We start from the raw sequence: 21,700 nt of genomic DNA on the forward strand, positions 1-21,700 counted from the left end.
GTCCGTTTCATTTGCCTGCCCGATCCAAAGGACGCTGGAAAATCGGGCTCATACAGCAAGGACGAAACCTCAACCGGGAACTTGCAGCGGTAGGGTGAAAAAAGTTTCAAAAAATACTCAACTTATTAACCGGGGGATGTCGTGAGGGGCGGCCGTGCGTGCGCCCGTCAACGAATGATGGTGACGAAGGGCAGTCGAGTGACCGTCACGGGAAGTGTTTCGGCGATGGTTTGCAGCACAGCGTCGGGTTCCGAAAGATCGAAGACGCCGGTGACCGCCATCGACCGGATCTGAGACCGGGCGATCACGATTTCGCCGCGACGATAGCGCTCGATTTCCGCGACGACATCTTCGAGCGGGCGCCGGTTGAAGATCAGCTTGCCGCGCTGCCAGGCGGTTTCCATTGTCGGATCGATATCTTCCGGCTCCGAGGGTGCTCCATTCTCCGTGTAGCGGACGCGCTGCTCCGCCTTCGGCTGCACGGAACGGGTAGGCATCCTCTCCGTCGATACCTCCACGACGCCTTCAACGACGCTGACGACTGTCTCGGATGGCCGCAGATCGACGTTGAAGATCGTTCCGATCGCCCGTGTCGTGCCGCTGTTGGCCTCGACGAGGAAAGGCCTTGCGGCGTCCTTCGCAACGGTGAACATGGCCTGGCCTTGCAGCAGCGTGAGCTTACGCAACCGCTCGTCGAAGCCGAGGGAGACCGCGCTGTTTCCGGCAAGAAGCATCTCGGAGCCGTCCGGCAGCGCGAACCGGCGTTGTTCCGCGATCGCCGTTGCGAAATCCGCGGACGGACCCAGCCCGAGGACGCCGGCCTTCCACAGTCCCACGCTCCCGAGACAGAGCACTCCCGCCCCGAGGACCGCCCTTCGGCTTGTGGTGCGGGCGCGTACCTTGCTTCCCGCAAGGCCGATGCCGTTCCAGATCGTTTCCGCTTCCTGTGCGGCGCGCTCGTGCTCCTCGCTGCGGCTGCGCCAGGCGGCGAAACCGTCGAAGTCCTCCTGCGTGGATCGACCAGATTGCAGCCTGACGATCCATTCGATCGCCTCGTCGCTGAGCGTGATGTCGACCGGAGCCTGATTGCCGCGCCTGTTCATCTTCGCCATCTCACTGCGCCGCCTCTAAATCCATGATCATCTTGTGCGCCTCATATGTAGACGAAGGGACGGTGCCGAACTTGCAGCGCGGCGGCTCAGGAAACGGCACGGAAATGGTCACGGCAATGGCGGAGCGACTGCGCGAGGTATTTCGCCACCATGCTTTCGGAAACCTTGAGCCTCGAGGCGATCGAGGCATGGGACATGCCGTCGCAACGGCTCATGAGGAGGGCCAGTCGCGCATTCCTGGGCAGCTCGATCAACGCTCGCACGAGCTGCCGCAGCTGGTCGCGATCGATCGCCACGACCTCCGGGGAGGGGCATTTGTCCTGCACGGCAAGCAGTACGGCCTCGTCGCTGACGCAGCGCGACGTGTGTCTCGTCTCCCGCCTGATGAGGTCGATCGCGATGTTGCCGGCGATGCGGAGTATGAAGGCCTGGCGATCCCTGATCGACGACGGATCGACCTTCGTCGTCGCCAGTCGAATCCAGGTCTCCTGCAGAACATCGTCGGCGAGATCGGCGGAACCTGTTCGCTTTCGCAAGGTTCCGCGAAGCGATTTCCACTGGGCAAGATAGGTGGAGATCAGGTCGTCGTCGTCGATGTCTCTTGCTGTGCGGTTCATCCGTCTGCCTTGCCTGCCGTCCCAGCCCTCATATTGCGATCAAAAAACATTAGCAACGGTAAGGGTTTAGTCGGCCTGACGCGGGGCGACATTATACTTGTGTCTTTTTGTCATGTTTAGTTGTTGTTTTTGTTGGAAGTATGGGATCGCGGGACAGGAATGCCGTGAATGTGTCCCATCAACCATTGCGGCGAAGTGTTGCGAACTGGTCACAAAGAGACGGGGCAGCCGAGCCGCGAGGGCAGCTTTTCGCGTCGGACAGGAACCGATTCCCGCCCGGTTGACGATGGTGCTCAACGTTCGGGCAGGGGATAACGCGAACGTGACCGATCCGTCAGAACATTACGCAGATTTAATTTTTGTTCTCCGGGCGGGTCGCTGATTATGGCCCGATGGTGCGTTGCAACAAGACGAGGCGGAAGACAATGAAATTCGCGGGAGTAGTGCTGGCCGTCGTCCTGGCGGCGGCGGCAGGTGGGGCGGCGGTCCATTGGCGTTGGGTTGATCTCGATGCAATCGCCCCGGCCGCTCCAGCGACTGCCGCCCAGCCCGCGAAAAAGGCCGCCCCGGCCGTTTCGGTCGAGGTGGCCAGAGCGGAGGAAGTGTCCTCGACCAACGACATCGAGGCGATCGGCACGCTGCAATCCGACGAGTCGGTCCAGCTTGCCCCGGAAGTCGCCGGCCGCATTGCCGCGATCCGGTTCAATGAAGGTCAGGCAGTGAAGGCCGGAGAGGTCCTGGTCAGCCTCGACAACGCTCTGGCGAAGGCATCCGAGGAGGAAATAAGGGTTCGTCTCGATCTCGCCGTGGCGAATTACGAGCGGGCACAGCGCATGGCGCAGAACGGTACCGGCACGACGCGCGACCTCGATACGGCACTTGCCGAGCGCAACACGGCGACAACCTTGCTGAATTCTCAGCTCGTCCAGCTGTCCAAGCACGACATCCTGGCGCCATTCGACGGTGTCGTCGGACTGCGCAACGTCTCGACCGGCAGCTACGTTCCGATCGGCACCACGCTCGTCAACCTCGAAAAAATCGACGTTCTCAAGGTCGATTTCAAGGTCCCGGAAGCCAATCTACAGCAGGTTCGCATTGGCCAGAGTGTTGAGGTCACTGTCGATGCGTTCCCCGGTAAGAGGTTCACTGGCACGATCTATGCGATCGACCCCATGGTGGACGTAAACGGCAGGGCCATGAGCGTTCGGGCCCGGTTGCCCAACAGCGATCTGGCGCTTCGCCCCGGCCTTTTCGCGCGCGTCATGGTCAAGGGTCTCGAAGAGCGCAAGGCCGTGGCCGTTCCGGAGAGCGCCGTCGTCGCGCGGGGCCAGGACCGTTTCGTCTGGACCGTTGTCGACGGCAAGGCGCAGGAGGCCAAGATCACGATCGGCGCGCGCAGGGCGGGTGTCGCCGAAGTCGAGGGCCTTCCGGCAGGTTCGACCGTCGTTACGGCTGGCCACACGCGATTGCGCAACGGCGCCGCGGTCGACATCGTCGGCGGCGAGCTGGCGCAGGCGGGAAGCTGAGGAGCGTCAGATGGGACTATCCGAGCTCTGCATCCGCCGGCCGGTCTTTGCGACGGTCCTGAGCCTTCTCATGTTGCTCGTGGGCGTCGTTTCCTACGAGCGCCTGGCCGTTCGCGAATATCCGAACATTGACGAGCCCGTGGTCTCCGTGGTGACCACCTATTCCGGCGCTTCGGCGAGCATCATCGAGAGCCAGGTCACGCAGATCCTCGAAGGATCGATCGCAGGCATCGAGGGCATTGACGTTCTCGAATCGACGAGCCGGGCGGAATCGAGCCGGATCACCGTGCGTTTCCGCCTGGAGGTCGATCCCGACGTCGCGGCGAGCGATGTGCGCGACCGTGTGAGCCGGGTGCGGCAGAGGCTCCCGGACGAGATCACCGAGCCGGTTATTTCCAAGGTCGAGGCTGACGCCCAGCCGGTCGTCTTCGTGGTCTTCCGCAACGACCGGATGAGCCCTCTCGAACTCACTGACTACGTCGACCGGAACATCGTCGACCGCTTCAAGAACGTCACCGGCGTTGCCGACGTGCAGATCTACGGCGAACGACGCTACGCCATGCGGATCTGGATCGATCGCGAACGTTTGGCCGCTCTCGGGCTCACCGTGCAGGAGATCGAGGATTCGCTGCGTGCCCAGAACGTGGAAATCCCCGCCGGGCGCCTGGAAAGCAACGATCGCGAGTTCACTGTTCTCTCCAAGACGGCGCTGAGCAGCGTAGACGATTTCGAGAACATCATCGTCAAGCGTGGCAGCGGTTCGCTCGTCAGGCTCCGTGAAGTCGCCCGGGTGGAGCTCGGAGCGGCCGACGAGCGGCGCGCCAGCCGCTTCAACGGGGAAAGCGCCATCGTCGTCGGCATCGTCAAGCAGGCCGTGGCCAACCCGCTCGACGTCTCGGAGGGGATCCAGGCCATCCTGCCCGAGATCAACGCCAATCTGCCGGACGGCATGACCGGCGCCATCGGCAACGACAATTCGGTGTTCATCGAAAAGGCGATCGACGCCGTCTATCACACCATCGTCGAGGCGATCGTGCTCGTCTTGATCGTCATCGTGCTGTTCCTGCGCTCCGCCCGCGCTTCGATCATCCCGATCGTCACGATCCCGATATCACTGATCACCACCTGCGCGATCATGTATGCCCTCGGCTTCAGCGTGAACACGCTGACGCTGCTGGCCATGGTGCTTGCGATCGGCCTTGTGGTCGATGACGCCATCGTGGTGCTCGAGAATATCTTCAGGCATATCGAAGAGGGGATGAAACCGATCCCGGCGGCCATCAAGGGAACGAGGGAGATAGGCTTTGCCGTCATTGCAATGACGCTGACGCTCGCGGCCGTCTACGCGCCTGTTGCCTTCGCCGCCGGCCGCACGGGCAGGCTGTTCCTCGAATTCTCCCTCACACTTGCCGGGGCGGTGCTTGTCTCAGGCTTTGTCGCGCTCACGCTCACCCCGATGATGTGTTCGCGGCTGTTGCGACACGAGAAATCGCCCGGGCGGGTTTCCGCCTTCATCGAACGCGGGCTCACGGCGCTCGAACGGGGCTATCGCAAGTTGCTGGCCTCGTCGCTCAAGATGCGCCCGGCCGTCGCGCTGCTCGCGTTCGCGGTTGCCGCCGGCAGTGTCTATTTCTATGTGAAGCTGCCCCAGGAGCTCGCGCCGGTCGAAGACCGTGGCGTCATCCGCGTCATGGGAACCGCGCCGGAAGGCTCGACGCTCGCCTATACGGAGCGTTACGCCCGGCAGGTCGAGGAGCTGTTGAAGCCCATCACCGAGCTCGGCAGCATCCAGACCATCAACGGCATGCCCGAGGTCAATCGTTTCCTGATCATGGGTCGGCTGAAGGACTGGGACGAGCGCGGCCGTAGCCAGCAGGAGCTCGTGGCCGGGTTGCTGCCGTCCCTGAGGCGCATTGCCGGCGTCAATGCCTTCGCCAACAATCCGCCGTCGCTGGGCACATCGAACAATGCGCGTCCGATCGAGTTCGTGCTGCAGAGTTCTGGGACCTACGAGGAGCTGGACCAGCTGACGCGGCGCTTCCTCGATCGCATCAGCGACTACCCGGGCATCACGAACGTCGATACGGATCTGAAGCTCAACAAGCCCGAAATGTCCATCGACATCGATCGTGAAAAGGCGTCCGACCTCGGCATCGACGTATCGGTGGTCGGCCGCACTCTGGAGACGCTGCTCGGCGGACGGCAGGTGACCCGCTTCGAGAGCGATGGCGAGCAGTATGATGTCTATGTCCAGCTTGCCGCTTCGGATCGCGCCTCTCCCTCGACCCTGTCGACCATCTTTCTCAAGTCCGCGAGCGGCGAGATGGTCCAGCTGTCGAACCTCGTCAACGTCACCGAGAGTGTCGCACCGCAGGAACTCAAGCGCTTCAACCAGCTGAGATCCGTAACGGTTTCCGCAAACCTCGTTCCGGGAACATCGACGGGCGATGCTCTGGCCTATCTCCAGAGTGCTGCGCGAGACGTGCTGCCGGATACGGTGCACACGGACGTCTCCGGGCCCAGCCGGGAGTTCCGCGCGGCCGGTCAAAGTCTCGCTGTCGTCTTTGTCCTGGCGCTCGGCTTCATCTATCTGGTCCTTGCGGCACAGTTCGAGAGCTTCCGCGATCCTCTGATCATCATGATCTCGGTTCCCCTTTCGATGACAGGGGCCCTGGCGGCTCTCTATTTCTCCGGGGGATCACTGAACGTCTATTCGCAGATCGGCCTCGTAACGCTGGTCGGCCTCATCACGAAGCACGGCATCCTGATTGTCGAGTTTGCCAATCAGCGGCAGGAGGCGGGCGTCGACCGGCTTGCGGCCGTCATCGATTCCGCGGCGCTGCGCCTGCGCCCGATCCTCATGACAACAGGTGCGATGGTGCTCGGGGCCGTTCCCCTGGCACTTGCCACGGGTGCCGGCGCGGAAAGCCGACAGCAGATCGGCTGGGTCATCGTCGGCGGAATGTCTTTCGGCACGCTGCTCACCCTGTTCGTCGTGCCGATGGTCTACGCGACGGTCGGGCGCCGCATCGCCCGGCAAAGCGAAGCGACGAACGTCAAGCATCTCCCAGTGGCGGCGGAGTAGACGCCCGTGGCCATTGCCGCATGATGCGATAGCTGGAGTTCGCGCCTGTTCCTTCGTTCCTGCGCATATCACCCCCGGTAACTGGGGAACTTCCGTCTATTTGCCGCGGGGCTTGCGCTTGGCCGCCGCCGTTTTGGCGGCTACCGGCTTGGCAGCGGCCGTCTTGGTGGACGCCGGCTTGGTGGTTTTCGCCCGAGCGATGGTCGGGTTGTTCGGCTGGTTTTCGGAGAGGGAGCGGCGCGCCGCTTCTATGGCGGCGTCGAACGCCTTCAGTGTCGCCTCCCGTCGTGCCTCGAGCGTCCGGATCCGGGTCTCGATTTCCCGGATCAGGCGGCTCTGCTCGAGGCCAGCCTCTTCAGGCGTGGTGCCGTTCCCGCGCTGCGTGATCTGGAATGCGGTTTCCACGGCGCGGTCTACCCATGCCGATTGCTGCTTCAAGAGTTCCTCGATGTTCATGGCGTTCTCCTCATAGGTCGATATTGGTCGCCAGCATCGCGGCCGGAATAGGAGCGGGACTCATCGGTGCCCGCACGAAATAGTTGCCGACGAAGACCGGGCGGGTGATCTGCTGGAAATCGACGCAGGCCGGTTGCCCCGGAAACGCGCGGAAGGCGTTGGCGGAAACCAGTGCATGCCGTCCCTTGAGCAACAGCGTCACGGCGGTGTCGGTATCGCGGGGCGAGCGATGCATGCAGTCGTTGTTGGCGAAGCTGACACGCTCGAAACGCAGCAACGGGTCGTTCCGGTCGCGCTCCAGAAACTGGACCAGCGCCGAAAATCCCATGCCTTCGAAGCGGTTGCCCTGGACGAGGGCCGGATATCCGGTAACGCCGTCTGTCGGAATGATGCTGGGCAGGCTCATCCCCTGCATCAGGAGCGACCGGTCCTCGACGCCGAAGCCGCGCTTCTCGACAATCCCATCCCAGCCGCCGCTGTAGTTGACGATGTTGTCCCTCACGGCGGCTTCGAGGGAAAGGATGACGGCGATGCCCAGCGCCGAGCCGGGTGACACGTTGAAGTCCGCATCGAAGCCGGTGTCGACGATCTCGTTGCGCTCGACGCTAGCCTGTCCCGTGACCCCGAGGAGGAATACGCCGACCTTTGGGAACTCGTTCGTCGTCGTGCCGGTTCGGGAGACGCGGTTGTCGTGAACGCTCATGCGTCCCCGGCAGTCGAACCCCAGCACGCCGAAGCGCTCCTGCGCGCCGATGACGTTGCCCATGAGCGAGCATCCCGTTTCACGTCCCGTGCCGATCCCGACCTGGCCGCGCTCGATGACATTGCGCTCGAAGCTGTTGCCGTCGCCGAGTGCCGCGGCAATGCCGAACGTCATCCCCGTGATCCGGTTGTCGTCGTATCGCCCGCCGCGGGAGCTCAGGACCAGTAGCCCCACCGTCAGCGCCGCACGTTCCTGGGGCTCGTAGTGCACCGCGTTGCCGGCCACGACACTCGCTTGCGGCGCCTCGGCGAAGAGGCCGACCTCGGCGTCGCGGATGAGGTTGTGCGCGACCACGCCGTCGGTCGTGAGCAGGTTTCCCTGCTCTCCGTTCCAGCCGACATGGATGCCGATGCTCGGCGGTCCGCTGCCGCGGGGAGAGGTGATCCCGGCCTCGTTGTCCTCGACCCTGAGGCCTGCGCCGCCGACGGCGATTGCCGTGACGGGCGCGAACTCGGGCATGCGCTCCATGGTGACCGCGTTGCCGCCGACCATGCCGCCGTCGACCATCACGCCGACGCCCATGTTGCGTTCGGACAGCACCTGTCGGAAGGCCACGCACTCGATCCGGTTGCCGATGATGCTGAGGCCTTCCACCGCGAGGTCTGCTTCCTTCTCGAGGCACACGATGCCGTTGGCCACGCCGCCGATCACGCAGTTCTCGATGCGCCCGAAGTCACCGCCGCGGCCCTGGAGGAGGATGCCGGCGGTGCCCGGCGCGCCGCCTTCCTCCGAGTTCTCGCTCCGGCTTCCGGCAAGGAAGCAGTCGGTGACGGTCGCAAGCCGTGTGCGACCGCCGGCGATATGGATGTTCACGTCCGTGCCAGAAACCGTCGAACGGGCAATGTCGATGCGTTGCGACTCGACAATGCTGATGGCGATGCCCCCGTCTTCGCTTCCGCCGCCCGAGACGGTGCAGTCATCGAAAATGCAATCCTGGGCCCTGACGAAACTGACCATGGCGGGGCCGCCGCGCTGGCGGCGGAACTGCAGCTCGTGGATTCGGTGGCGCCTGCCAGATACCGTCAGCAGCGGGCCTTCGCCGATCTCGAGGATGGCGCCGGTGCTCTCTCCATGCAGGCTGACATCGTTTTTGGCGATGAAGAGCGGTGCCCGCAGAGGGTGGACCCCCGTCTTCAGGCAGACGCATCCGCCGGAAGGCGGCAACTGATCGATGGCCTGCTGGATATCTTCTCCGGGGTTCAGCACGAAGGTGCAGCACCCCTCGCTGGTCACCGGCTGCGGGCGGCAATCCGAAACGTTCGGCCCGTTCACTGCGGCCAGCTGTGCGTAGGCATGGATGATGCCCCTCGGAGGCGCGTCGGTGAACTCCTCCACCGAGGCGTCGGCGGTGCGAGCGGCGAACAGCCAGTAGTCCCCGACATGAAAGCCCTCGGCGCCGACCGTCGAGAAACTGACCTCTATGCCTTCCTCGATGGCGATGGGGCCTGCGGCCGTCAGGATCGTCCCGTCGGCGCCGACCAGCGGATCGGATGACGATTGGTCCCAACGCTGCACGCGTGTATGGCGCGCCAGAAGGTCGGAGGGGGCGGTGGCGAAGGGGCGGCCCGTGGCACCAAGTGCCCGGTCCAGCTTCAGGATGGCGTTCGCCTCGTCGATATCGTCGATGCGGGCCATGTTGCCCGCCTCGCCATGGAGTTCGCGGTGATCGTCGGTGACCGTCACCCAATCGCCGATCGCGAAGCGCGCAACCCGGTCGCGGCCGATGCGGCCCACGCGTACCGACGACTTGCCGGCAGTGGTGGTGATCTCCCCGATGCTGGTGACCAGGGAAGCGTTGTCCCTCGACCACGTGAACGTTGCGGTGCCGAGCGGACCGGGCGTCTGGATTTCCACCCGGTAGAGCCTGTTCTCGAGGCCGCGGTAGCCGGTGAGCGGTGGAACGATGCAGGGATCCTCCGGTGCGGGCGGCGCAATTGCCGCGACGGACATGCGCCCGCCGGAGGCTGGCGTGCCGAACGGCGTGCCGCATGCGGCGGGGCCTTGTGCCGTAAGCTGCGTCCTTACCTGCCACACCTGCTGGATCCGCGTCGCCGTGTCCACGCCGCCGAGTGCCTTATCCAGGAGGTCGTTGTCCTCGATGTAGGTGATTTCGCGTTCCCAGAGGTCGAGATAGACATTGTAGTTCGTGCCCCCGATCGCCGGCGGATCGGGCAGGAAAGGCTGCGACTGATAGGTGACGTTCTCGCCGGGGAAGATCTCGGCCAGGCGTCCGTCGACATAGATCCGGCCGTCGCCGACGGAGAAATCATTGGCGACGGGAGCCGTGATCTTGAAGCCATCGGGTGTGGTGGCATATGGCACGCCCACCGGTCCGAACGTGTCGAGCGCCTGTGTCCGCAGCCTTTCACGCTCGATGTCGGCCGCCTCGTTCCAGTCGGAATCGAGCTGGACGCGGCCCTGCTGGGTAAGCAGGCTGGTGAAGCGCTTTCTGGCATCATGCGTAAACCGCGAATAGTCGCCGGACATCTTCACTCTCCCTCAGGTCACGTAGATGAGGCCGTAGTCGAGGCCGAATGGCAGGTATTCTTCAAGCCGGGTGCGCAGGTTGCGCTCGCGCTGCGGCTGCTTGAGATGGCAGTAGGCGCCCATCTCCGCGCCGTCCTCCGCTCCGGTCGCGATCTCGAGAGGGCCGTCGAGGGCGAGTTGCAGATAGGCGGGCTGACCGTAGGGCTCGGCGGTGTATTCGGGGCGCAGCCGCAGCCGTACGCGATCGCGGATCGCCTGGCGTTGCGTCGTGGTCAGGGGGCTGCCTGCTCGGCCAGCTCGATTTCCAGGGCTTCCGCGAGATCGGGCTCGCAGCGATACCGCCGCGGCACGCGGGAAAGGGGCTGGACGTAGGAAAAGCGCACGCATCCCTCCTGTACGCGCTCGCAGGTGACTCGGCGCTCGAAGATCGAGGCCGAAGCGTATTCGATGCCGCGCAGGCTAGCCTCGCCGCGCACGGTGCAGCGCTCGGCATAAAGCATCGGGCCCGTCGCACCTGTCGTCGTGTCGTCCGGTGCCGGTCCGATCGCGCCGTCGACGATGCTGTCGAGCAGGGTCAGCCTGCGTGCAAGACGGGGAATTGCGATGCCGCCGCTGATCGAGAAGGCGAACTCGAGCGAAAGCCGGTCGTTGAGCGGCGCGGCGGGCGTTCCCGCTGTCGCGACGATGCTCGGTTCGGGCGAGGGGATGGAGCCATCGGTTATGCTGAGCCCCGGCACCAGCGTGCTGTGGATCAGCCTGAGGCGGGAAATGGAAGTCTCGAGCCTGATCTGTCCCTCGATCAGTAAGCCGCCAAGCGTCAGCACGAAATCCGGCCGGTCGCCGGTCACCGTCAACGGCCCGGCGAGTTGCAGGTGGGGCCGCATGCCGTCGGCAGCCTCGATGGCAAGGAAGGAACCGCGCTGCGTCGCCTGGAGATCGATGGCGAGGGTCTCGGGATAGCTGCGGTTGTCGCCGATGCGGATCAGCGCGCGTGGGCGGTCATCGGTCTTCCATTGCTGCAAGGCGTCGCCGACAGTGGCGAAGGTGCCCGGTACGCCGGTGCCGTCGACCACATAGGTGGCGGAAAGCTCCGCGCTCAGAGGATTCGTCAGCCATGCTCTGCGCTGATAGGGACCGCCGCCGAGATCGGCGGGGAACCCATGGTGATAGCTGGCCTCGACCACAGGGTCGGCGGAGAACAGGGCGCCGAGCGCGAGACGGCCCCTCGCCACGTCGATCAGGACGAGAGCGCCGGGCGGCTGCCGCCACGTTGACAGGTCGGCGCAGTGTATCGACGCGGCCGGAACCGGGATGCTGTCCACAGTGAGGAAGATGCTCTGGTCGGGGGCGATCGTTTCGCCCGGCGTGGTATCGAACGATCCGTAGAACTCACTGTGCGCGGGCGGCGGGACCATCGCCGCGGCGTCTGAGAGGTCCTTGTGAAACCGTGCCGGACGGATCGGCTGCGGCACATCCAGTTCCGTGGCAAGCTCGGTCTCGGCCGCCTCGCGCCGGCGGGCGGAAAAGAGCGGTGCCTGGTTGCCGAGCGGGGAGAAGTGATAGCGGAAGTCTCCGACCCGCCGCGGCGTGACCTTTTCGAGAGGATAGGCGCCGAGCCGCCAGAGGAAGAGGCCGATGTTGCGGATGTTGTGCCAACCCTCGGTGCGGGCGGGGGGCGGACATCGATCGTGTGGCTGAAGCCGTCGAAGGCAGTACCGAGGCGCCCGCAGGTCTCGACCCGGCGCACGTCCGGTGTCACCGTTTCCATCCTGAGCCTGTTGCGAATGCACTGCGTCCAGATGAGCCTCTCGAAGAATTCGACGGCATGGGCCGGCCAGCCGGTGATGTCGCGGGCCAGTTCCTCGAGCATCGGCAGGGTTCCCTTGCGCCGCCGATAGTAGATCGTCTTGGCAACGTCGGCTCTGGTGCGCAGAGCGGAGAGCGGTTCGAGCCGCGGTCCGCGCAGATCCGGAAAGATGTCGCGCGCGGCGTTTGGCGTCGCTTCCGCCTCGGTCGATGCCAGCCGCTCGTTGCCGATGAGTTCGCCGATGTAAGGCACCACCCAGGGCTCGCATGTCTCGATGAAGGCATTTGCGTGGAGCTGTCGGATGTCATCCTCGATGTCGTCGGACGCCTGCTGGATGACGTTGAGCAAGGCCTTCAGCGGACCGCCGTTGCGCGCATCTTCCTCGCGCACATAGGCGGGAAGCAGGTTGAAGAGCTTGTCGGCCGGTGCGTTCGAATAAGCCATCACAGGGCCTCCACCGCCGTCAGCGTTATGTCGCGCGGATCCTCGATAAACGCCTGTTCCGCCGCAAGCACTGCCGGCGCGACGCCGTCCTCGAAACCGCGTCTTGCGAAGCGGTCGATCAGCAGCAGATCCTTGGGGAGTGGCCGTGCCAGGAAAAGGCGAATGTGTTTCTGCAAGGGTCCGCTATCGACGGCGCGGACCTTGCGTTCGGTGGGTGTCATCGCCTCGTGCCCCTTCAGATGGAAAACATCGACATCGGCGGCGGTGACCCCTTCGGCGAGCTGCAGGGCGGCATAGACATGGCTCAGATGCACCGGCATGCCGGGCTCCACCCTTTCGGGATCGAATGCCGCGGTCAGGGCGGCATGGGCGCCATCCATGACGGTGTCGCGGTCATATCGCGGATCGACGAGGATCCGTGCCGTAACCGTGACCGGCACCCGCGTGATGCTGGAGAGAAACAGCGGCCAGTTTGGATCCCGGGCCGAGGAGAGGGCGGAGGCAAGCTGTGCCAGAGCGTCGGACGAGAGCCTGGCTCCGCCTTCCCCGAGCACGCTCAGGTGGACGGCCTTCCCGAGCCCGAGCCAGACCCAGGAGACGATGGCGCGCGTGACGAGGCGCGTCGATATAGCCAGCCATTCGAAATCCTGCAGCGAAACGGCGCGGCCGAACGTGCGGACCTGATTGGGGGCGCTCTTGCGCGCTGCGTCCCGCTCCTCCGGGTCCGCGCCGCCGGTCGAGGCCATCGGATTGTTGACCGCGCGAAGGCCCACCGGTCGTTCGAGCGGCAGCGCCAGTTGCCCGGCACGGACACGGCCGACGAGCCCGATGCCCTTGCGGTAGCGCGCGGTAACGGCGAGCGGCCCGGTCGGCAGCCTGCGGCCGGTGCGGCCGTCGCCGAAACCGACCGTCGTGCCACCGCCATCGCTGGTGGTGAGCGTGTAGATCTCGTCCGACGGCTTGCGGCCGAAGAGGCTGGGGACCGGCGACCAGAGCACGCCGTTGACCCTGACTTCGAGATCGGCGCGGCCGACGAGGCTGCCGGGTTCTGGGAGATGTGTGAGAGGCGTGCGCTGGAGCCCGAACGAGGCGAAGATCTTGGATGCGTCGCCATGGCCGAGCTGTTCCTCCGGCTGCGTCTCGCCGTGGCTGGCGTTGGCAATGTTGGCCTTGACGGTAACTGCGGAAAGCGGTCGCGGGAGCGGTGGGAGAAAGGCGACAAGCACATGGTCGGCCGCCTCGCCGGAAACGGCTGAGAGGGGCGTCGCCGAGGAGATCGAGGCAAGGTGTTGCGTTCCGCCGGCCTCGATGAGGATGCGCCGGCCCTTGGCGAGTTGGGCGGCGCCAGGCGTGCTTCGAATGACGAGTTGGCCGCCCGCAAGTTCTGAAGGATAGTCGAAGGCACGCGGGTCGATGGTTTCCGCTCCGACCTGAAGGATACGACTTTGCCGCCGGTCCAGGGTGACCGCGACCGGAGCCTCGCGCCGGGTCCAGTTACCCCATCCGCCGCTCTGCCTCGCGTTCTCCACGATAAGGTCGTCCCTGTTGCGAGCCGCGACGCCGAGGGTTCCGGAGACGACGGTCGCCACCGGGTCCGAGGCGAGATGGCCGTCGACCAGCTGCCACTCGGACCAGGAATTGCCGGTCCTGCCGATATGGCCGAGCGTCCCGTCGGTCCGGCGGACCACGACACCGACCTCATCCGGTCCAAGCGCCACGATTGCGGGCGTGCCTGCGAAATTGCCGCCGAGATTGGTCCAGTCCGTCCAGGCAGTCCCCGTCCAGCGCCGATGGATCAGGCCACCATCATCGCCTCGGGCGACGACGTCGAGCCTGTTGGCGGCTGTCGAGGCGACGGCGGGCGCAGAGGCGAGCTTGCCCTCGAGGCTGGTCCACGGCGACCAGACGGCATCGCGGCTTCGGGTCCATAGCGCACGGTCGCCGCCTCGGGCGACGACGTCGACATGCGCCCCGCCCCAGCTTGTCGCTGACGGTGGCGACGTGATCCATCCGCCGAGCGATGTCCACCCGTGTGCCGGCATGCCGACGCCGATCACCCAGAGGCCGCGGTCGAGGCCCCGGCCGAACACCAGGATCTCGCCGTTTGGAAGGACGGCTGCTGCCGGGTCGCCGGTCAGGATGCCGCCGTGATTGACCGGTGTCCCCCAGAGTACGCCCGAGCGCGTCAGCTCCACCAGCGCTCTCTCGCCATCGCGGGCGAAGAGCTTCATTGCCCCGGGAATGGCCACGAGTGCCGGGTCTCCGGTCAGCGTCAGGTCCTCGATTACCTGCGTTGCCGAACTGAAGCCCGCCGGCGGCAGGAAGGCGATGAAGCCGTTGGCGCCGTCCCGGCTTACGATCTCCGTCTGCGAGCCGACGGCCGCAAGGGTGGGGCGGCCCGCCATGGTGCGGGTGAACCGGGAATGCGTCACCGTCTGTGCCAGCTGAGAGACGTCAAGGCCATCCGTGGTCTCGATACCGGCGAGCCCGTCGCGCGTCGCCTCGACGCTGGCGGTGATCAACTGGCCTCCGGTGCCACCGAGGTCGATCACGACGCGCGTGCCCGGTGCGAGATCCGAGACTTTGGTTTCGAGTGGATAGAAGCCGTCGTCCGAGGGTGGAACAGCGTCGCTGACCGTATGGGTCGACCAGCGTTTGTCCGGCTCCAGCGCCGGGTTTGTCGAATAGAGTTGCACAGTGGTGGGGGCATTGCCGCCGAAAAGCGCCAACCGCCGCTCGAGCCGGCGCACCTGTGTGCGCTCGGCGACGAGACCCTGGCTCTGCACCGGCGGGGCGAAGCGCAGGGAAAGGCCGCCCCACTGTGCCTCGATTGCCTCGACACGCTTCTCCTCAAAGACCTCACCATCGAAAATGGCGAGCACGTCCCCGGTTTTCAGATTGGAGGGCCGAACTGTCAGCGCAAAACCGGTGCGGCCGGCGGAGAAAGCCTCGAGCGCCATGGGCGGCGCAAAGGCGCGCGGGGCGTTGAGGTCGGCATGGGCGATGAGTTCCTCGATCGTCTCGTAGGTCTGCGGTACCTCGTCCTGCCCGGGGATCGACATGACCGGCAGGCCCTTGCGCACACGCACGCGTGCCCCGTCCTCCAGCTCGAACGCGAGCATGGCCGTCGCGGCGAGCCCGGGAGAAAGTTCGTGCCCGATCAGCCGTACGAGGTGCTCCACCGACGCGCGTTCTTTAGCTGTCCCGAGGAAATACTCATTGGCGATCCGCTCACCGTAGAAGGTCAGGACGTCGCCCATCGCCGCAAACATCTCGATCAGCGAGATCGCGTAGTCGTCCGGTTCGCGGGAGGTGAGCTGCGACAGCGCCGGGTCCCTGGCGATCGCTTCGAGCATCGTGAGACGGAAGGCCGAGAAGGTGCCGATGCGATACGAGAGCGCACTGAGGCCGGGTCGGTTGAAGACGTTGAGCGGGGTAAGCGGAGTCTCGCTCCGGCAGCCGCAGAAGGGATCGGAACAGGAACTACCCATCATCGTGCCCCCGCGGTTTCGAGGATGAGCACGCCGAACTCCGGCGCGCTCGGATTGTTGTCCAGTCGCGCGATTTCGAAGGCGTCGATGTCGATGACGCCCCGATCGAGCGAACCTCTGTCGGGTTCCCAGTAGCGCTTGAACGTCGTGACGGTGGCGGATTCGAGACCCTCGATCGGGCGGATCGCCGCATAGATCTGCGACAGATAGACCGGTCTGCCGAAGGCTGCGTGGTCCTGGTCGAAAAAGCCTTCGAGCACGTCTCGAACGGCAGCCATGACGTCGCCGGGAAAATAGCCGCGGGCGACGCACAGCGTGGCTGCAATCTCGATGGGGACGTAGACGGCGCTTCTCGTCGCGAGATCATACCCTGCCAGCTTGAAACGGCGAAGGTGATCGTGGATCCGCCTCGCGAACCCGACCTCGAGCGCGAATCCGCCGCCGGCGGTGGGCAGCAGGTTGCGGGAATCGCGCGGGTGTATGGCAACGAAGATGGTGTGCCAGCTTCCCGTCCAACGGAAGATCGCGCGCGCATCGAGCACCTCGGGATGGCGGAGCGCGGCATTTCGCCAGTCGTCCTCGGTGACGGCGCGGAACTGCTCGGCTCGGAACGCGGCTGGCGCAAGTCTCCTCACCTCGGCAATCGGCTGGGGATCCGTGCCTCCCTTCGCGGCGAGCGGCTGGTAGATGGCGTCGACAAGGCCCGCTGTAGTCGCAATATGCACCAGTGAGCTGCCGCCGATGTTTCCCGCGACCCCGTTGCCGATGCGCATGGTGAGCTGCGCGCGCTCCGCCTCGCGTGGCATGCGCCCATAGATATCGTCGCCGAAGCGCAGGTTCGGAGTGCCGTCGTCATCGACCTCGGTCACGAAGTGCTGGTCGTAGGGCGTGCTGTCGAGCAGATCCGATACCGTCGACCAGGTCTCGTCCTCCTGACCCGCAAAGGACAGGACAAGTTCCACGGCAGGTCCGTTCGCGGTGTGGGTGACGGGTGCGGCAGGCACGCCAAGGGTGGCAATCGGATAGCGGCCTCCGCCTTCGGCAGGAAGGCCGAGTTCGTCGCGCCCGGAGTCGAGCGAGATGGTCAGGCCGTGGTCGGCCGCAACGATGTTGCCGCGTGCCACTGTCACCGGGTCGATCGGAAGGAGATCGCTTCCGACGGCGGAAACCTGGATCGCCTCGGGCAGCGCTTCCGAAACGCTCCATTCCACTCTGAGGAGCGGGAGGGCAGCGTCCGCGATGTTGAGACGTGGAGCAAGAAGATCCGTCAGCGCTTCGTCCGTCGTGTCCGATGTTTCCACGAGCTTTACCACCCACCTGTTCGACGGGTTCGCATCGACCGGCTCTCCAGTGCGGGGGCTTCTGACCTCTTCGAGAAGCAGCAGGTCGGCAGGGCCGAGCGACGGGCGCACCGCCCGGCCGTCCGCTGCCAGATGGAAGAGATAGAGCTCGGTGGTGCCGGCGCCGATGCAGCATTCGGCATTGCCGAAGGTATGGATCCGCAGTTCGTTGTGCTCCGGCAGAACCGCAAGGTCCGTCTCTGTTTCGAAGAGCACGACCTCGGAGAAGGCCGGATCGGTAGAAAAGCCGGAATCGGGCCGGATGACGTTCCCCGGCAGGCCGGTCGATCCGACGAGAGGCCGATCGATCCGGGTGCACATCCGCGTGCCCGCATCCACCGTGCCGGCGGCGATGCAGTTGAGATGAACGAACGTGCGGGCGTTGCCGCCGTCGTGCATGCGGTAGTCGATCAGGCGGGTGTGCCGCTTGACCGAGACCCGGTGCAGCGCCGTATCCAGATAGGCCTCGGTTGCTGCCGCGTCCTGGAAATAGCTGAGATAGTCTCCCGCATAGGCGAACAGCTCGACCAGCGTGACGCCGAGATCGGATGGAAGGCGCTCCGTCCAGTTGGGATTGCGCGCGCTCACGAAGTCGAGAAGCATGCGCCTGAAGCTCTGGTAGTCACGGGCGAGGTAGTCGAGGGCGGGTTCCTCTGCCGGGACCGCCCCGCAGTTGCAGTCCTCGCGGCAATCGAATGGCGAAGGGCATGCGGCCTTGAATCCGAAGCTTGCTTCGCTGAGCTGTTCGTCGACCTCGGGGTGCTCCACCCTTACGACATAGGTCGAGAAGTCGCCCTCCGCGCTCAACATCAGCGTGACCTGCTGCGGGGCTGCGGCCGGCAGCAGGATCGACTCCACCTCGATGCCGGTCACGCGAATTCCGCCCGAGATGCTGAAGTGGCTCTTCTCCAGCGGTGGCGCTGCAGGTCGCGCCTTGACGAAGGTGATGGTCAGCTGCCGCGTGCCGGGTGTCCGCGTGTATTCGACGAAGTCGATGCCGTTCAGCGGATGGGCCGCACTGCTGAGCATCGGCCTTCGCCGGTCCTCTCCGCAATCGATCAGGCCCTGCCGCCATCGCGCCATCGCCGCCTCCTCAACCTGTCGTTTGTCGCACGAAGCGTTCGAACCGGCGTTCTCCGGTATCGATCCGTGCGTAGGTTATGTCGATTTCAAGGGTGGCCTCGCCGGCCTGCACGTCCACGGCCTCGACCGTGATGACGGTATCGAGCCACCGGATCAGCGCGCCGTGGACCAGCGCCTCGACGGCCGCCACCAGCGCGTCCGAGGAGGGGGCGAAGAGGAGCTGCTTGAGCCCGCTGCCGAAATCGGGCCGGTTCACCCGCTCGCCCGGTTCCGTGAACAGGACGAGCTTGATCATGTCGCGGATGTGATCGTCATCGGCGGTGGTGGCGGTGCGCCCTTGCACGTCTATGCCGAAGGGGAAGTCGAGGAAGGTGGACGTAGCGCTCATCGCTCATACCACCTCGATGTTGTTGACGCGTATGGTCGTGCCGCCGATCGCCGGAAGGAGCTTGAACGCCTCCGGATGGGCGGAAAGATGCAGCGCCACGCCACGGGCAATCGCGACGAACATCCGGCGCCGCGCCCGGACCTCCCGGTCGGTGTTGGAGGTCGAAAGCGGCTCCATGTCGTCGAGTTCCAGAAGCTTGTTCAGTTCCTTTTCCATCGTCTCTGCCATGGAATTGACAAACGCCGAGACGTCGGTGGGATCAGCAGAGAAATTGCCCGGTTTGATGGCCATGACGAGCTCCTAGTCCAGCGTGACCTTGGTGGAGAGCAGGGACGGCGGAGGCGGCATCATCTGCACCACCGAGGGTGCCGGCGTCACCGGCAGGATGCCTGCCGCCATCTGTCCGACGTGCATGTGCGTGTTGAAGATCGTCACCAGCGTGTTCAGGTAGGTCATGAGCTGGTCCCCATGGACTGCCGGGTGGAAGGCAACGGCGCTCCCCTCGAAGATCTTGGCGGATTCGAACACGACCTTGGTGATGCCGCGCAGCGTCACCGACGATTCGCGCACGTTCAGAACGATCTGGTTCGCCCCCGCGGGATCAGAAAGGGTGATGGTCTGCGTCTTGTCGTCGAGCGCGATGGTGAGGCCCAGCTCGCTTCGCCACACCTTTGTCATCGGGTCGGCGGGCGAGGCCGGCGGCGCCATGGGGGCTTCACCCAGCCCCCAGTAGCAGCCGGCGAAAATCGGCCGGGAGATGTCTCCCCCTTCGAACTCTATCCATACCCCGGCGCCGATCGGGGGCAGGGAGAAGAAACCGGACGTCGTTCCGCCGTAGGGAGCGCAGGGTGTGGCCCAGCCCGTCTCGAAATCCTCGAGCAGGGAGGGGATGCGAGCCTTGATGCGACCGAGCTGATTGGGGTCGTTCACGTCGGTCGCAATGCCCCGGTACTTGCCGTAGAACGGCTCGTAGTGCGAACGGTTGCGTTCGGCGGCGGCAGGGAAATCGTTCACGTCTCACTCCTCTCATGCAATCGCGGCGAAGGGGTCGATGAAGATCTCGGCACCGGTCAGCCCGACGGCATTGCGCCAGCCGGTAAAGCTCTGGGCGTAGTCGTCGCGCGAAATCCGGTGGGTGACGGAATCGACATAGTAGAGGCCGCTGTTTTCCCGCCCGGCGCCGCGTACGAGGACCGTCTCGCCGCAACGCAGCGCCCGGGCGAACTTGATGCCGTCGATCTCCCCGCTGCAATTGACCGCACGGCTGGAGGCCGTGGCGTGTGCCATCGCGGCGGACTGGGCCTCCTGAGGGCTTGCCGCATCGGTCGCGGCCATCCGGTCGACCGGAGGCGGCAGGATGCGGAGGAGGCTCGGCTCAGCACCCATGGGCATTTCGGTGGCGATGGGTGCACGATAGGGGAGCGGTGCCCGCGTCTTCGGCTCCGAGGTGAAGCCCTGCATCGAGGTCGGGCGTTGCATGTCGTTGTAGGCGTTGAAGGAGCGCAGGTTGGTCTGCCGTCCGAAATCGATCGAGAGAACGCCCTGCGGTACCGGCAGGGTGAGCGGCGGACGGAAATGCCCCATGTCGCGGCCGCTCAGCGGCTCGGGGGCGATGAAGAGGTCATAGCCGTTGCGCCCGGCAAGTTGGGCGAGGTAGACGGAATCCGAACTGCGCTGCGTCGTGGTCGTATCCAGCATGGTGCGCTGCGGCGGCGTCGGGATCACGTCGGGTATGATGCCGTAGCTGGCGAAAATTGCGGCGGCAACCACGCTGTCCGGGCAGTTGGGCCAGGTCTTGGGCGCGCGCCGCTGCCCCAGCAGCGTGCCGAGAGCGTCGGCCGCGACGACCTCGAGGATGGAACGGCCGGGGTCGTTGCTGCCGAGGAGCCGCGCTTCCGTGACATAGGCATTGACGAGCGCGAAGGGTATCGGCAGGCCAAGCGCCAGCCGGATCGTGAGCGGCGTGTTGGGACGGAAGATCGGAAGGGCCACCGCGTCGTAGTCGCCGAGGAAATCCCGGCTGAGATCGAAGCTGAGCCGCACCATCGATGCCCGGCCGACAGCCGTTTCAACTTCGATCGAGCTCAGCGCTTCGATCAGCAGGCGCGGCAGGGGAGCCTTGGCAATTTCGACCAGGAAGAACGATGGCAGGAGCCTCATCACAGATCTCCCGGTGAGGGCACGGCGATGATCGTGCCGGCCTGTTCCGTCAGGTCGACCGGGCGCATCACCCGGTTCGCGTCGCACAGCTGCCAGAACCTTTCTGGATCGCCGAGCGTTGACGCGCTGGCAAGGTCGGGCCGGTCACCGGTGCCCACGACATAGCGCTGGCTGGCGATTGTCGCCGGTATGAAGCGCATCCGCTTGTAGCGTATCACGCGTCCGTCGGCGCCGATGTGCTCGGCCTCGGCTATGTATTCGTAGCGGCTGCCTCGGAAGAACATCGTTACCTCCTATGGGACCAGAGCCTGAAGACCGGAGCGGGCCCCGAACGTGTCCTGCGCTGCCATGGCCTGTTTTTGCGTGAGCGAGGCGAGATAGACGAAGTAGCCGGGATCGGCGACGCTGAGGTCGCGGTAGGTCAGCACCTTGAGCGTCAGGTCGGCGCGCGCACGGATGGGGTTGAGAGCCTGATCGAAAGCTTCCTCGCGCACCGACAGGCTTTCGAGCCGAACAGGCAGGACTCGGTGCGGCCCCCAGACGAGAAAGGCCATGGGGGCATTTTCGGCCAGGATGAAGGCGCCGCCCGCAAGCGCGATGATCTCGTTGGCGAGGACCGCGGAGTAGGGCGGATAGACCAGTTTTTCCAGCGCCGCGAGGGCGGGATGAAGACCGCTCGCGACAGTGGTGGCGTTTTCCGTGGGCTTCTCCAACTGGTCGGCCGCATCGATCTCGACCGAGAAGGTCAGCGTCTCGTCGGGCGGCCCGTTCAGCCGGCGCGCGTCGCCCCGCCCGCCGCCCGAGGCCGAGCGCGCGGAGATCGAGCGCGTCACCTCGTCCGGATTGTACTGGAACGCGACGACGATCGGCAGCGGATCGGGCGGCTGGAACGCGACGATCCCGCCCTTCTGCACTTTCGGCCATCGCGGCGATGCGGTCAT

General features: G+C 65.2%; 16 protein-coding genes. 2 read left to right on the forward strand and 14 right to left on the reverse strand.

Annotated elements, in window-relative coordinates:
* Nucleotides 1-167: 167 nt before the first annotated feature.
* Complete coding sequence (locus tag F3Y30_RS07210; protein WP_203425796.1) at nt 168-1,112, reverse strand: FecR domain-containing protein; 945 nt, start codon at nt 1,110-1,112, stop codon at nt 168-170.
* An 86-nt stretch (nt 1,113-1,198) separates the two neighbouring features.
* The gene (locus F3Y30_RS07215; protein WP_203425797.1) at nt 1,199-1,729 is read right to left on the reverse strand and encodes an RNA polymerase sigma factor; all 531 of its coding nucleotides are present in this window, start codon (nt 1,727-1,729) and stop codon (nt 1,199-1,201) included.
* A 425-nt stretch (nt 1,730-2,154) separates the two neighbouring features.
* Here F3Y30_RS07215 and F3Y30_RS07220 point away from each other — a divergent pair, with 425 nt between their 5' ends.
* Nucleotides 2,155-3,255, forward strand: coding sequence for an efflux RND transporter periplasmic adaptor subunit (locus tag F3Y30_RS07220; protein WP_203425798.1), 1,101 nt, complete (start codon nt 2,155-2,157; stop codon nt 3,253-3,255).
* Nucleotides 3,256-3,265: 10 nt separating this feature from the next.
* A complete protein-coding gene (locus tag F3Y30_RS07225) occupies nt 3,266-6,340 on the forward strand; it encodes an efflux RND transporter permease subunit (RefSeq protein WP_203425799.1) in 3,075 nt (1,024 codons plus the stop codon).
* Nucleotides 6,341-6,436: 96 nt separating this feature from the next.
* Here F3Y30_RS07225 and F3Y30_RS07230 read toward each other — a convergent pair whose 3' ends face one another.
* From F3Y30_RS07230 to F3Y30_RS07280, 12 genes are all read right to left on the reverse strand, one after another.
* Nucleotides 6,437-6,796, reverse strand: coding sequence for a hypothetical protein (locus F3Y30_RS07230; RefSeq protein WP_203425800.1), 360 nt, complete (start codon nt 6,794-6,796; stop codon nt 6,437-6,439).
* A 10-nt stretch (nt 6,797-6,806) separates the two neighbouring features.
* Entirely contained in the window at nt 6,807-10,046 is a 3,240-nt protein-coding gene (locus tag F3Y30_RS07235; protein ID WP_203425801.1) for a DUF6519 domain-containing protein, read from the reverse strand.
* 272 nt (nt 10,047-10,318) lie between these two features.
* Nucleotides 10,319-11,368 carry a hypothetical protein gene (locus tag F3Y30_RS26255; protein WP_246752898.1) on the reverse strand — a complete coding sequence of 350 codons (1,050 nt, stop codon included), beginning with the start codon at nt 11,366-11,368 and terminating at the stop codon, nt 10,319-10,321.
* A complete protein-coding gene (locus F3Y30_RS26260; RefSeq protein WP_246752899.1) occupies nt 11,284-12,297 on the reverse strand; it encodes a hypothetical protein in 1,014 nt (337 codons plus the stop codon). The genes F3Y30_RS26255 and F3Y30_RS26260 overlap by 85 nt, the downstream gene beginning before the upstream one ends.
* Nucleotides 12,297-15,791, reverse strand: coding sequence for a baseplate J/gp47 family protein (locus tag F3Y30_RS07245; RefSeq protein ID WP_203425802.1), 3,495 nt, complete (start codon nt 15,789-15,791; stop codon nt 12,297-12,299). Before F3Y30_RS07245 ends, F3Y30_RS26260 begins: the two co-directional genes overlap by 1 nt.
* On the reverse strand, nt 15,788-18,211 hold the full coding sequence (locus tag F3Y30_RS07250) for a hypothetical protein (RefSeq protein ID WP_203425803.1): 2,424 nt from the start codon (nt 18,209-18,211) through the stop codon (nt 15,788-15,790). Before F3Y30_RS07250 ends, F3Y30_RS07245 begins: the two co-directional genes overlap by 4 nt.
* 10 nt (nt 18,212-18,221) lie before the next feature.
* Nucleotides 18,222-18,599 carry a GPW/gp25 family protein gene (locus F3Y30_RS07255; RefSeq protein WP_203425804.1) on the reverse strand — a complete coding sequence of 126 codons (378 nt, stop codon included), beginning with the start codon at nt 18,597-18,599 and terminating at the stop codon, nt 18,222-18,224.
* Nucleotides 18,600-18,602: 3 nt separating this feature from the next.
* Nucleotides 18,603-18,890 (reverse strand): hypothetical protein, encoded by a 288-nt coding sequence (locus tag F3Y30_RS07260; protein ID WP_203425805.1) that lies wholly within the window; start codon nt 18,888-18,890, stop codon nt 18,603-18,605.
* 9 nt (nt 18,891-18,899) lie between these two features.
* Nucleotides 18,900-19,613 (reverse strand): phage baseplate assembly protein V, encoded by a 714-nt coding sequence (locus F3Y30_RS07265; protein ID WP_203425806.1) that lies wholly within the window; start codon nt 19,611-19,613, stop codon nt 18,900-18,902.
* Nucleotides 19,614-19,625: 12 nt separating this feature from the next.
* On the reverse strand, nt 19,626-20,759 hold the full coding sequence (locus tag F3Y30_RS07270) for a hypothetical protein (RefSeq protein WP_203425807.1): 1,134 nt from the start codon (nt 20,757-20,759) through the stop codon (nt 19,626-19,628).
* Nucleotides 20,759-21,043, reverse strand: a complete 285-nt coding sequence (locus F3Y30_RS07275; RefSeq protein ID WP_203425808.1) for a hypothetical protein — start codon at nt 21,041-21,043, stop codon at nt 20,759-20,761. The genes F3Y30_RS07270 and F3Y30_RS07275 overlap by 1 nt, the downstream gene beginning before the upstream one ends.
* A gap of 9 nt (nt 21,044-21,052) precedes the next feature.
* A complete protein-coding gene (locus tag F3Y30_RS07280; RefSeq protein WP_203425809.1) occupies nt 21,053-21,700 on the reverse strand; it encodes a hypothetical protein in 648 nt (215 codons plus the stop codon).

Origin of the sequence: Sinorhizobium sp. BG8, from assembly GCF_016864555.1 — a bacterium.
Classification (GTDB): domain Bacteria; phylum Pseudomonadota; class Alphaproteobacteria; order Rhizobiales; family Rhizobiaceae; genus BG8.

Bases quoted from the DNA above. Each gene is read 5' to 3' on its own strand.
- F3Y30_RS07210 (WP_203425796.1), bottom strand. From the start codon at position 1,112: ATGGCGAAGATGAACAGGCGCGGCAATCAGGCTCCGGTCGACATCACG.
- F3Y30_RS07215 (WP_203425797.1), bottom strand. From the start codon at position 1,729: ATGAACCGCACAGCAAGAGACATCGACGACGACGACCTGATCTCCACC.
- F3Y30_RS07220 (WP_203425798.1), top strand. From the start codon at position 2,155: ATGAAATTCGCGGGAGTAGTGCTGGCCGTCGTCCTGGCGGCGGCGGCA.
- F3Y30_RS07225 (WP_203425799.1), top strand. From the start codon at position 3,266: ATGGGACTATCCGAGCTCTGCATCCGCCGGCCGGTCTTTGCGACGGTC.
- F3Y30_RS07230 (WP_203425800.1), bottom strand. From the start codon at position 6,796: ATGAACATCGAGGAACTCTTGAAGCAGCAATCGGCATGGGTAGACCGC.
- F3Y30_RS07235 (WP_203425801.1), bottom strand. From the start codon at position 10,046: ATGTCCGGCGACTATTCGCGGTTTACGCATGATGCCAGAAAGCGCTTC.
- F3Y30_RS26260 (WP_246752899.1), bottom strand. From the start codon at position 12,297: ATGGCTTATTCGAACGCACCGGCCGACAAGCTCTTCAACCTGCTTCCC.
- F3Y30_RS07245 (WP_203425802.1), bottom strand. From the start codon at position 15,791: ATGATGGGTAGTTCCTGTTCCGATCCCTTCTGCGGCTGCCGGAGCGAG.
- F3Y30_RS07250 (WP_203425803.1), bottom strand. From the start codon at position 18,211: ATGGCGCGATGGCGGCAGGGCCTGATCGATTGCGGAGAGGACCGGCGA.
- F3Y30_RS07255 (WP_203425804.1), bottom strand. From the start codon at position 18,599: ATGAGCGCTACGTCCACCTTCCTCGACTTCCCCTTCGGCATAGACGTG.
- F3Y30_RS07260 (WP_203425805.1), bottom strand. From the start codon at position 18,890: ATGGCCATCAAACCGGGCAATTTCTCTGCTGATCCCACCGACGTCTCG.
- F3Y30_RS07270 (WP_203425807.1), bottom strand. From the start codon at position 20,759: ATGAGGCTCCTGCCATCGTTCTTCCTGGTCGAAATTGCCAAGGCTCCC.
- F3Y30_RS07275 (WP_203425808.1), bottom strand. From the start codon at position 21,043: ATGTTCTTCCGAGGCAGCCGCTACGAATACATAGCCGAGGCCGAGCAC.
- F3Y30_RS07280 (WP_203425809.1), bottom strand. From the start codon at position 21,700: ATGACCGCATCGCCGCGATGGCCGAAAGTGCAGAAGGGCGGGATCGTC.